This is a genomic window from Micromonospora sp. NPDC005206 (genome assembly GCF_040608175.1).
Classification (GTDB): Bacteria; Actinomycetota; Actinomycetes; order Mycobacteriales; family Micromonosporaceae; genus Micromonospora.
In genome coordinates, this window is sequence record NZ_JBEXHU010000008.1 from 236,570 (window position 1) to 247,903 (window position 11,334).

The following is an 11,334-nucleotide window of genomic DNA, read 5'->3' on the forward strand; positions in this document are numbered from 1 at the left end:
CGCGCGGCGGCAGGTGGGTCAGGCGGCGACGGGCTCGTCGGTGCGTACCGTCGAAATCTCCGCGCGGGCGATCGGCCCGGCGGGCAGCGCGGCGACCGCGGCCCCGACGGCGACCGACGCCCCCGCGAACAGGAACGCCCACGGCACACCGCCGGCGTGGTCCACGATCAGGCCGGCCACCGCGCCGCCGGCGGCGCTCGCCGCCACCGACATGGTCACCACCCAGGTGTACGCCTCGTTCAGCATGCCGGTCGGCGCGATCCGGCCGACCAGGGTGTTCTCCAGGGTCAGCGCGGGAGCGATGGTGGCCCCGCCGACGACCAGCGCGACACCCAGCGCCAGCGGCGTGGGCATGACCGCGAACACCACGAAGGTGCCGGCGAGCGCGGCGAGCAGCATGGCGAACTGCCGGGTCATGTTCGGGGACGGCCGGCGGACACCGAACCAGAAGCCTCCGGCCGCGCTGCCGATCCCCCAGACCGCCAGCAGGATCCCGGCCAGGCTCTCCGGGTCGTCGGCGGTGTAGTTGCCGGCGTACGCCGGGACAATCACGCCGGCCGCGCCGAACGCGATGCCGAGGCTGGCCACGCAGACCAGCAGGGCCGGGAAGCCCCCCACCCGCAGCGGGCCGAGCCCCCGGGCGTGGTGCTCACGCGAGTGCGGACGCCAGCCACGCATCACACGGCCGAGGGCGACGGCGGTGGTGCCGACCAGGGTGACCACGGCCGCCCCGATCAGCGCGGCCGCGGCGTCGGCGAACAGCACGAAGCCGGCGACGAGCAGCGGGCCGAGCACGAAGACGATCTCGAACAGCGAGGTCTCCGCGGCCAGGGCGGTGTTGCGCAGGTGGTACCGGTCGGAGCCGGGGCCGGTGAGGTCGTTCCACGCACCACGGATCGCGGCGGTGAGCGGCGGGTAGGTCGCTCCGGCGATGCCGGCGGCCAGGTAGATGGCGGGAAGGGCGTCGTCGCCCGACCGGCTGGCCAGCAGCAGCCCGATCAGCGCCAGCGGGTGGGCCACCGCGGTGACCAGCAGGACCGGGCTCGGGCCGACCCGGTCGGCGATCCGGCCGGCCACCGGGCTGAGCGCGGCACCGGCGACGGCGTAGATCCCGCCGGCGACGGCGGCGAGAGCGTACCGCCCGGTCACCTGCTCGACCACCAGCAGCAGCGCCAGCGGGGTCATGCCGATCCCGAGTCGCCCGATGATGCCGGTGATCAGCAGCATCGGCGCGCCGGGGATCCGCCAGACACCCAGGTACTGGCGCAGTGCGGCCACCGTGAACCTCCAGAGAATGTAATGAGCGTGAGCCGTTCCGACCCTAACGCCGCCGGTCAGTGCGAGGTATCGGATATCGCGGGTGACACAGCACTCCGCCCGCACCCGGTACGGGTGCGGGCGGAGGCTTGGATCAGCGGGTCAGCGCTGGAACTGCACAGGCCCCGAGTTGGCGGCCATCTGCTCCAGCCGGGCGACCCGGTCCTCCATCTTCGGGTGGGTGGAGAAGAGCGCGGCCACGCCGCCGCCCCGGAACGGGTTGGCGATCATGAGGTGCGCGGTGCTGGTGAGCTGGCCCTGTGCCGGCAACGGCCGGCGTCGCGCCACGGCGTCGATCTTGCGAAGTGCGCTCGCGAGGGCAAGCGGGTCACGACTCAACTCGGCGCCCGAGGCGTCCGCCTGGAACTCGCGGCTCCGGCTGATCGCCAGCTGGATCACGGTGGCCGCGATCGGCCCCAGGATCAGGGTCAACAGCAGCACGGCCGGGTTCGGCCGGTCCTCGTCGTCGCCACCGCCCAGCGGGATGAAGAAGGCGATGTTCGCCAGGAAGGTGATGATGCCGGCCAGGCCGGCCGCCACGCTGGAGATCAGGATGTCGCGGTTGTAGACGTGCGACAGTTCGTGCCCGATCACACCGCGCAGCTCGCGGTAGTCGAGGATCTCGGTGATGCCCTGGGTCACGCAGACCGCCGCGTGCTGTGGGTTACGACCCGTGGCGAACGCGTTGGGCTGCGCGGTCGGGCTGACGTAGAGCCGCGGCATCGGCTGCCGGGCCTCGGCCGCCAACTCCCGCACCATCCGGTACAGCTCGGGGAACTCCGCCTCGCTGACCGGTTGCGCCCGCATCGAGCGCAGTGCGAGCTTGTCGGAGTAGAAGTAGGAAATGCCGTTCATGACCAGAGACACGAGGACGGCGATGACCAGGCCGCCACTGCCGCCGAACCCGTAGCCGACCGCCAGGATCAGGGCGGTGAGCAGGCCGAGCAGCGCGGCGGTCTTCAGACGGTTGTGGTGCACAATGTCTCCTTCGGTGCACGGATCGCCGGGATCCGCTGACCGGTGCAACAACCCGGTACCCACCAACCATCCGTCTCAACGCTGAGAATTCACTGAGACCTGCCCGGTGCGATCAACGGCCGGCCAGGTCGAGCACCAACTGCGGGGCGACTCCCAGCACCACGGCAGCCACCGTGGCCACCGCGAGCACCACCGCCACCACACCCACCAGAGGTACGGCCGCCGCACCGCCGGGAACCGCCACGCCCGGCGTCGCCGTCGGCGCCCACAGGGCGGCGGTCATGCGTAGGTAGTAGGCCAGCCCGATCACCGCGTTGACCGCCACCACCAGCGCCAGCCAGGCGGCGCCACCGTCCAGCAGCGCCCGGACCACGGTCACCTTCGCGAACAACCCGGCCAACCCGGGCGGCAGACCGGCCAGGCCGACCAGCGCGAGACCGAGCGCCGCACCCCGCCACGGGTGCCGGCGGGCCGCACCGCGCAGGTCGTCCAGGGTGCCGCCGTCCGCACCCGTCGGGCGCAGGGCGGTCACCCCGGCGAACGCGGCCAGCTCCAGGACCACGAAGAAGACGGTGTACGCCACCGCGGCCGCGTACGCGGCATCCCGTGCCTCGCCCGTACGGCCGGCGGCCAGCGCCAACGCGCCCAGCGGGGCGAGGATGTAACCGGCCTGCGCGACCGAGGACCAGGCGAGCAGCCGGACGGTACGCCGTTGGCGCAGGGCCACGAGGTTGCCGACGGTCATGGTGAGCACCGCGAGCAGGGCCAGCACCGGACCGGTCTGGTCGGCCGGCAGCGACCGCTGCACCACGGCGAGCAACGCGACCACGCCGCCGACCTTCGACGCCGTGGACAGGTACGCGGCCACCGGCAGGGGTGCGCCGTCGTAGGTGGCCGGGGCCCAGGCGTGGAACGGCACCGCCGCCACCTTGAAGGCCAGCCCGAGCAGCAGCAACGCCACCGCGGCGGTGGTCAGCGGCAGGTCCCGCAGCTCCGGCCGCTCGGCGAGCAGCGTGCCGAGCCGGTCCAGGTGCAGCGAGCCGGTCACCGCGTACAGCAGCGCCGCGCCGAGCAGGGCGACCGTGGTGGCCACGACGCTGACCACGAAGAAGGTGACCGCCGCCTCGGCGCTGGCCAGACTCCCCCGGCGCAGGCCGACCAGCACGTACAGCGGCAGGGTAAGCGTCTCCAGGGCGACGATCAGGGTGATGAGGTCACCGGCCGCGCCGAGCACGACGCCGCCGGTCATCGAGCAGGCAAGCAGGAAGCAGTACTCCCCCACCGGTGACCGCCCGGCCCGCAGCGCGGGCACGGACAACCCGAGCACGCCCAGGGTGAGCAGCGCCACCACCGCGCCGACCAGGGCGGCCCGGCCGCCGAAGATCCAGGAGCAGTCGGCGCCGACGCAGAACGTCCGCCGCTCGCCACCCGCCCCGACCAGGGCGGCACCGACGGCGGTGCTGAGCGCCCCGAGCGCGGCCACCACGACCGTGGCCCGCGGGCGGGCCAGCAGCAGGTCGGTGACCAGCACGAGCACGGCGGTACCGGCGGCCAGGTAGGCCGGCAGCAGCGCCACGCTGTCCACGCTCTGCACCGTGTTCATCGGAGGACCACCCCCACCAGGGCGTCGACCGGGGCCTCGGCGACCCCGAGGACCAGCGCCGGGGCCAGCCCGATGGCCAGGGCGAGCAGCACCAGCGGCGCCCACGCGGTCAGCTCGGCCCCGGCCAGGGTGGGACCGACCCCGCCGACGGCGGTGGTCGGCCGGCCGTGGGTGACACGGCGCAGCAGCCGCAGGAAATACGCGGCGGTGAGCGCGCCGCCGAGCGCGGCCAGCACACCGAGGGTGGTCCAGAGCGGGCCGCCCACCTGGATCGCCGCGATCACCGCGAACGCCTCCCCCCAGAAGCCGGCCAGCCCAGGCAGGCCGAGCGACGCGATCGCCGCGAACGCGAGCAGACCGGCCAGCCGGGGCGCGGTCTCCCGCAGCCCGGACAGCTCGGACAGGCTGCCCGTGCCGGTACGGTCCTTCACCGCGCCGGCCAGGAAGAACAGCAGGCCGGTGATCACGCCGTGCGCGACGTTGCCGATCAGCGCCGCCTGGATGCCGGTGGTGGTCAACGTGGCGACGCCCAGCAGCACGAAGCCCATGTGGCCGACGCTGGAGTACGCGATCAGCCGCTTGACCTCGTCCTGCGCGAGGCAGACCAGCGAGCCGACCAGGATCGCGGCGACGGCCAGCACGCCGAGCACCGGCGCCGCCCAGCGGGCACCCTCCGGCGCCACCCCCACCGCCACCCGGATCAGGCCGTAGGTGCCCATCTTGAGCAGCACCCCGGCCAGCACCACACTGCCCACCGTGGGGGCCTGGGTGTGCGCGTCGGGCAGCCAGGAGTGCAGCGGCCAGAGTGGGCTCTTCACCGCGAAGGCGAGCGCGAGCAGGGTGAACGCGGCGAGCTGGGTGCCCCGGGACAATCCGCCGCCACCGGTCAGCGCCACCACGTCGGCGGTGCCCGCGGCGGCGACCACGACGTACACGCCGACCAGCAGCAGCACCGAGCCGAGCAGGGTGTAGAGCGCGAACTTGCGGGCCGCCCGACGCCGGTCCGCGCCGCCCCAGCCGGCGATGATCGCGTACATCGGCAGCAGGACGACCTCGAAGAAGAGGAAGAACAGCACCAGGTCCAGGGCGAGGAAGGTGCCCAGGATGCCCACCTCGACCACCAGCAGCAACGCGACCAGGGCTCGGCCACTGCCGCCGGCCGGCACCCGCCACAGCGTGTACCCGCAGCACAACAGCGTGAGCAGCGCGGTCAGCACCACCAGCGGCCAGGAGATGCCGTCGACGCCGAGGTGGAAACGCAGATCCAGGCCGGGCACCCAGGGCAGGTCCAGTTGGTGCCAGGGCCGCACCGCCGGCGCGCCGGCCGACCAGGCGACCCAGCTCCGGCCGCCGAACACCAGCGGCACCGCGGCCAGCAGGGTCAACGCCGCCGCCACCGTGCCGACCAGTCGGGCCGTCCGGTCCCGCGGTGTCGCCGCCACCGCAACCGCGCCGAGCGCCGGCAGCGCCAGGACGGCGACCAGCAACACCTGCCCGACACTCATCGGACCGCCTCTGTTCGCGACTGCGGGGCTCGCAACACCGGCTCACTCCTCGCGCTCACCGGACTGCCTCTGCTCGCGACTGCGGGGCTCGCAACACCGGCTCACTCCTCGCGCTCACCGCACCCCTCCGATCAGAGCGGCGGCCAGCCCGATCAACAGCGCGCCGGCCAGCACCCCGGCGGCGGCCCGTGGCAGCGCCGCCCGGTGCAGCGCGGCGAGCCCGGCGCCCAGGCCGGACGCGGCCCGCCCGCTGCCCTCGACAGCACCGTCCACGAACACCTCGTCGCCGGTGCGCGCGGCCCGGGCCAGCGCGCGGACGGGACGTACCACCAGGGCGTGCTGGACGTCGTCGAGCCGGAACGCGCGGGCGAAGACCGGCCGCAGCGGACCCAGCGCGGCCGCCGGGTCGGCGGCCGGGGCCTGGCGCCAGCCCAGCAGCACCAGCCCCGCCCCGACCAGCAGCAGCGCGAGCGGCAGCAGCAGCCCCGGCCCGAGGTGGACCAGGCCGTCCTCCGCGCCCGCCACCGGCACGGTGGCGAACCGCAGCCGGTCGGCGAACGCCCCGACGAACCCGGCCAGGCCGAGCAGCGCGGCTGGCACGGCCAGGAGCAGCACCGGCCAGCGCAGCACCGCCGGCGGATCGTGCGGCCGGAGCAGCGGCAGCCGGGGCTCGCCGAAGAAGGTCCGCAGCAGCAGCCGGCCGGCGTACCAGGCGGTGATCGCGACGCCGGCCAGCCCGGCCAGCCAGACCAGCCAGCCCACCCAGGACGGCGCCGGGCCGGTGCCCTCCCGGGCGGCGGCTTCGGCGACCGTCAGCACGCCGTCCTTGCTCCAGAAGCCAGCCAGCGGCGGCACCCCGGCCAGTGCGCCCAGGCCCACCACCGTGCACCAGAAGGTCACCGGCATGCTGCGGCGCAGCCCGCCCATCTCCGACATCAGCGTGGTGCCCACCGCGTGGATCACCGCGCCGGCGGCGAGGAACAGCAACGCCTTGAACGCGGCGTGGGTCAACAGGTGGAACAGCGCCGCCGACGGCGAGCCGACCGCCAGCGCGCCGGTCATGTAACCCAGTTGGGACACGGTCGACCAGGCCAGCACACGCTTGATGTCGTCCTGCGCGGTGGCGGCGAGCGCACCGAGCAGCAGGGTGATCGACCCGATCACCCCGAGCACGGTCAGCGTCACCGGCGCGGCCGTGAACAGCGGATAGAGGCGGGTCACCGCGTACACCCCGGCGGCGACCATCGTCGCGGCGTGGATCAGCGCCGAGATCGGCGTCGGGCCGGCCATCGCGTCCGGCAGCCAGGTGTGCAGCGGGAACTGCGCGCTCTTGCCGGCCACCCCGGCCAGCAGCAGCAGACCGGCCGCGGTCAGGGTCGCGGTGGAGTGGTCGTGGGCGAGCACGTCGGCGATCCGGAAGCTGCCCGTCGACACGCCGAGCAGCGCGATGCCGAGCAGGAACCCGACGTCGCCGACCCGCGTGACCAGGAACGCCTTCATCGCGGCGGCGGGCGCACCGGGCAGCCGGCGGTCATGGGCGATGAGCAGGTACGAGCAGAGGCCCATCACCTCCCAGCCGACCAGCAGCATGATCAGGTCGCCGGCGACCACCACCAGCAGCATCGCGGCGGTGAAGAGACTGATCTGCGCCGCGTACGGCGGGTAGCGGTGGTCGACGTCGACGTCGTCGTGCGGGCCGCGCCGCAGGTAGCCGATCGAGTAGACCTGCACGGCCAGGGCGACCGCGGCGACCGCCACCGCGACCAGCGCGGCGGCGCCGTCCAGCCGCACGCCGAGGGTCACCGTCAGCCCACCGAGGTCGACCCAGGTGGTCGACGTCTCCCGGGGTCCGTCGACCGTGACCAGCAGCGCGACGGCCAGCGCGAGCGCGCCGGCCGCGCCGGTCACCCCGAGCGCGACGGCCACCCGCCGGGCCCGATCGTCACCGCCCACACCGGTGGTCGGGTGACGCGGGGCCGGCGGCAGCAGCAGGCCGAGGAGCCCGGCGGCCAGCGGTACGGCGGGCAGCAGCGCGCCCAGCACCCCGGTCACCGGCCCGCCTCCGCGTCCCGGCCGGCGGTGCCGGCGGCGGCTGGCTCCGGCGTACCGGCGGTCCGCGGCGACTCGGCGGGTTCGGTCAACTGCACCTCGTCCACCGCCACGCTGGCGCGCAGCCGGTAGAGCTGAAGGACGATCGCCAACCCCACCCCGATCTCGGCGGCGGCGAGGACGATGACGAAGAGCGCGAAGACCTGACCGGAGTGCGGCAGCACCGAGCGGGCGGTGGTGTCCGCGGTGACCAGGATCAGGTTCACCGCGTTGAGCATCAGCTCCACCGCCATCAGCACCAGCACCGCGTTACGCCGGCGCAGTACGCCGTAGACGCCGAGGCCGAACAGCAACGCGGCGGTCACGTACGGGATGACCGGTCTCACCGGCGCCCCCCGGAGGTCACGTCCACCCCGTCCGGCGCTGCCGCGCCGTCCGCTCCCGCGCCGGACCGGCCGATATCCGGCCGGGACAGCACCACCGCGCCCACCAGCGCCGACAGCAGCAGTACGGAGAGCACCTCGAACGGCAGCACCCACGACCGGAAGATCTGCTCCCCCAACCGTTCCGCGGTACCCGCGTCGGGCAGCGCGACCGTGCTCCACCGGTAGGCGTCGACCAGCAGGACGGTCAGCCCCAGCCCGGCGCCGCCGCCGATCAGCGCCGCCGGCCAGCCGGGCCGGTCAAGGTCGTCGGAGGCGCCGATCGGCGCCCGGGTCAGCATCACCGCGAACAGCAGCAGCACCACCACCGCGCCCACGTAGATCAGCACCTGCACCCAGGCCACCAGCTCAGCGCTGAGCACGAGATAGTCGCCGGCCAGCGCGCCCAGGCAGACCACCAGGTAGAGCCCCGCCCGGACCAGGTGTTTCGTGGTCACCACCAGCGCACCGGCACCGACCGCCACCGCGCCGAGGGCGAGCAGCAGCAGATCCGCGCCGGTCACCGGGCCGCCCTCCGGGCTCGGGGCGCCGACTGTCGCGCGGTCACGACGCGGCACCCGGGTCGGCGCCGGGCTCGGGGCGTACCGCCGGCGGGGTCGGACGTGCGGCGGCCGCCTTGCGCGCGGCGGCGGTCTCCTCCTTGGCCGGCTCGCCGTTCGGGTCGTGCGCCGGCGGCGGCGGAACCGTGGCCATCCACTGGCCCAGGTGGTCCTTGTCGTGCAGCAGGTCCTTGATGTCGTACTCGGCGTACTCGAACTCGGGCGACCAGTAGAGCGCGTCGAACGGGCAGACCTCGATGCAGATGCCGCAGTACATGCAGAGCGAGAAGTCGATGTCGAACTTGTCGAGCACGTTGCGCTGGCGGGGGCGGGCGGCGCCGGGCACCGCCACCTCCTCCTTGTGCGAGTCGATGTAGATGCACCAGTCCGGACACTCGCGGGCGCACAGCATGCAGACCGTGCAGTTCTCCTCGGACAGCGCGATCACGCCGCGCGAGCGGGGCGGCAGCTCGGGGGCGACGTCCGGGTACTGCTGGGTGGTCGAGCGGCTGGTCATCGTCTTGAGAGTGACCGCCAGCCCCTTCACCAGGCCCGCGCCGGGGAGGCCACGCTCGGTGCCGCCGTGCTCGCTGGGGTCGCTCATGTCGACCATCCTGCCCTGTGGCCCCCGCGCGCGCGACCACCACCCGTGGGTCTGCGGCGGTACCGTGGTCGCGGGGAGAACGAACGCACTGGAAAGGACCCGTCGATGACCGCCGCGCTGCACGACGACGTTCCGCCGCCGGGCGAGTGGACAACCGACGCCTTGGACGCCCTGCCCAACGACGGCAGGCCTCGCCCCGAGATTCTGGACGGAAACCTGCTCATGTCGCCCTCCCCCACGCGACTCCATCAGTCCATCGCGCTCATGCTGGGCTCGGCCATGCTGGAGAGCTGCCCACGCGATTTCGACGTCACCCAGGGCGTCGAGGTACGCATCTCACGGAAGCGTTCCTTCATCCCTGATCTGCTGGTCACCTACCTCGACGCCGCAGAGCGGAATCCGTCGCACTATCTACCGGACCAGGTTCTTCTGGTGGTTGAAATCGTCTCGGAAGGGTCCCGCAGCATCGATCGGGTACTCAAACCGGCCCTCTACGCCGAGGCGGACATCCCCTACCTCTGGCGGATAGAGACCGAGGCCGGCATCGTCGTACACACCCACAAGCTCGACGCGATGAAGCAGGTCTACGTCGAGCAGGCACAACTCACTGACGGCATTCTGGTGCCGGAGCCGTGGGAGATGGACATCCCGCTGGAGCGAATCACGCCCCGGGCCCGCTGACGACGGTCGGTGGGAGCATCTCGACGCCCAGCTGCTGGAGCAGCTGGAACAGCTCGTTGCAGCTCCACACCTCGACGATCCGGCCCGCCGCGTCGAAGCGCAGGAACGTCGCCCCGGAGTAGCTGACCACCTGCCCGGTCGGCGGCACCGGCCCGAACTGCCCCGCCTGGGTGCCGGCCGCCCGCCAGTGCACGGCCACCCGCTCGCCGGCGGCCACCACGTCCACGATCTTGTAGCGCAGGTCCGGGAAGGCCGCCCGCCGCTCCCGGTGCCAGGCCAGCGTCGCCTCCGGCCCGGTGCCGCCCAGCCCTGGGCATTCCTCGGCGATCAGCTCGTACGCGGACTCCTCCCGGCGGGCGTTCCACACATCGGCGATGAAACGCCGGGCCGCCGCCTCCACATCCGTCATGCCGGCAGGTTAACCGGCGCCGTCGCACCGGGCCCGGTCCCGGCCGGGACGCGGGACCGCAGCCGCGGTCGGATCGGGACGTGGGACCGGCGGTCAGGTTGGGCAGCTGCGAGCCGGCGGGCCGGAGATCAGCGAGGATGGGAACCGAAGACGATTCCGGACCGGGAGGGCGACGTGGGCGAGGAAACAGGCGGGAAGTACGTCGAGCCGGGCGGTGAGTTCACCCGGGACCAGCGGTACATAGCCACCCGGATCACGGCGGACGGGCGGGACGGTTACCCGGTGGAGCCGGGCCGGTACCGGCTGGCGGTCAGCCGCGCCTGCCCGTGGGCCAACCGCCTGATCATCGTGCGGCGGCTGCTCGGTCTGGAGGACGCCATCTCGATGGCGGTGGCCGGCCCCACCCACGACGCTCGCAGCTGGACCTTCGACCTCGACCCGGACGGCCGGGACCCGGTGCTCGGCATCGAGCGCATCCAGGAGGCGTACTTCAAGCGCTTCCCCGGCTACGAGCGGGGCATCACCGTGCCGGCGATCGTCGACGTGCCGACCGGGCAGGTGGTGACCAACGACTACGCGCAGATGAGCCTCGACCTGTCCACGCAGTGGGGCCCGTACCACCGCGAGGGCGCGCCGCAGCTCTACCCCGACCACCTCCGGGCGCAGATCGACGAGGTCAACGACGTGGTGTTCCGGGACGTCAACAACGGCGTCTACCGGTGCGGCTTCGCCGGCAGCCAGGAGGCGTACGACAAGGCGTACCACCGGCTGTTCGACCGGCTGGACTGGTTGTCCGGGCGGCTGACCAACCAGCGCTACCTGGTCGGCGACACCATCACCGAGGCCGACGTGCGGCTCTTCACCACGCTGGTCCGCTTCGACCCGGTCTACCACGGCCACTTCAAGTGCAACCGGCAGAAGTTGAGCGAGATGCCGGTGCTCTGGGCGTACGCCCGGGACCTGTTCCAGACTCCGGGGTTCGGGGACACCATCGACTTCGACCACATCAAGCGGCACTACTACGAGGTGCACCGGGACATCAACCCGACCGGGATCGTCCCCCTCGGCCCCGACCTGTCCAACTGGATCACCCCGCACGGCCGGGAAGCGCTGGGTGGCCGTCCCTTCGGCGACGGCACGCCGCCACCGCCGCCGGCCGAGCCCGTCGACCCCGCGCACACCCCGCTGCGCTGACCGCTCTGCCTC

Annotated in this window: 11 protein-coding genes; 2 read left to right on the forward strand and 9 right to left on the reverse strand. The window is 73.2% G+C overall.

The features are described from left to right. Positions 1-18: 18 nt before the first annotated feature. The 8 genes from ABZU69_RS14575 to ABZU69_RS14610 form a co-directional block, all read right to left on the reverse strand. The gene (locus tag ABZU69_RS14575) at positions 19-1,278 is read right to left on the reverse strand and encodes an MFS transporter (RefSeq protein ID WP_354964816.1); all 1,260 of its coding nucleotides are present in this window, start codon (positions 1,276-1,278) and stop codon (positions 19-21) included. 141 nt (positions 1,279-1,419) lie between these two features. Further along, entirely contained in the window at positions 1,420-2,295 is an 876-nt protein-coding gene (htpX, locus tag ABZU69_RS14580) for a zinc metalloprotease HtpX (RefSeq protein ID WP_354964817.1), read from the reverse strand. A gap of 112 nt (positions 2,296-2,407) precedes the next feature. Then, complete coding sequence (locus ABZU69_RS14585; protein ID WP_354964818.1) at positions 2,408-3,898, reverse strand: proton-conducting transporter membrane subunit; 1,491 nt, start codon at positions 3,896-3,898, stop codon at positions 2,408-2,410. Beyond that, the gene (locus ABZU69_RS14590; RefSeq protein ID WP_354964819.1) at positions 3,895-5,403 is read right to left on the reverse strand and encodes an NADH-quinone oxidoreductase subunit M; all 1,509 of its coding nucleotides are present in this window, start codon (positions 5,401-5,403) and stop codon (positions 3,895-3,897) included. The genes ABZU69_RS14585 and ABZU69_RS14590 overlap by 4 nt, the downstream gene beginning before the upstream one ends. A gap of 114 nt (positions 5,404-5,517) precedes the next feature. Next, complete coding sequence (locus ABZU69_RS14595; protein ID WP_354964820.1) at positions 5,518-7,455, reverse strand: NADH-quinone oxidoreductase subunit L; 1,938 nt, start codon at positions 7,453-7,455, stop codon at positions 5,518-5,520. Further along, positions 7,452-7,838, reverse strand: a complete 387-nt coding sequence (gene nuoK / locus ABZU69_RS14600; RefSeq protein WP_354964821.1) for an NADH-quinone oxidoreductase subunit NuoK — start codon at positions 7,836-7,838, stop codon at positions 7,452-7,454. Before nuoK ends, ABZU69_RS14595 begins: the two co-directional genes overlap by 4 nt. Continuing rightward, positions 7,835-8,398 carry an NADH-quinone oxidoreductase subunit J gene (locus ABZU69_RS14605; protein ID WP_354964822.1) on the reverse strand — a complete coding sequence of 188 codons (564 nt, stop codon included), beginning with the start codon at positions 8,396-8,398 and terminating at the stop codon, positions 7,835-7,837. The genes nuoK and ABZU69_RS14605 overlap by 4 nt, the downstream gene beginning before the upstream one ends. 40 nt (positions 8,399-8,438) lie before the next feature. Then, complete coding sequence (locus ABZU69_RS14610) at positions 8,439-9,047, reverse strand: NADH-quinone oxidoreductase subunit I (RefSeq protein WP_354964823.1); 609 nt, start codon at positions 9,045-9,047, stop codon at positions 8,439-8,441. A gap of 96 nt (positions 9,048-9,143) precedes the next feature. Here ABZU69_RS14610 and ABZU69_RS14615 point away from each other — a divergent pair, with 96 nt between their 5' ends. Continuing rightward, positions 9,144-9,719: a Uma2 family endonuclease gene (locus tag ABZU69_RS14615; RefSeq protein WP_354964824.1), complete on the forward strand. Its 576-nt coding sequence runs from the start codon at positions 9,144-9,146 to the stop codon at positions 9,717-9,719. Here the strand turns inward: ABZU69_RS14615 and ABZU69_RS14620 are convergent. Then, positions 9,700-10,128 carry an ester cyclase gene (locus ABZU69_RS14620; protein WP_354964825.1) on the reverse strand — a complete coding sequence of 143 codons (429 nt, stop codon included), beginning with the start codon at positions 10,126-10,128 and terminating at the stop codon, positions 9,700-9,702. The two genes, ABZU69_RS14615 and ABZU69_RS14620, sit on opposite strands and share 20 nt — an antisense overlap. Positions 10,129-10,302: 174 nt before the next feature. Between ABZU69_RS14620 and ABZU69_RS14625 the strand changes: the two genes are divergently transcribed. After that, positions 10,303-11,322, forward strand: a complete 1,020-nt coding sequence (locus ABZU69_RS14625; protein WP_354964826.1) for a glutathione S-transferase C-terminal domain-containing protein — start codon at positions 10,303-10,305, stop codon at positions 11,320-11,322. Positions 11,323-11,334: the final 12 nt, after the last annotated feature.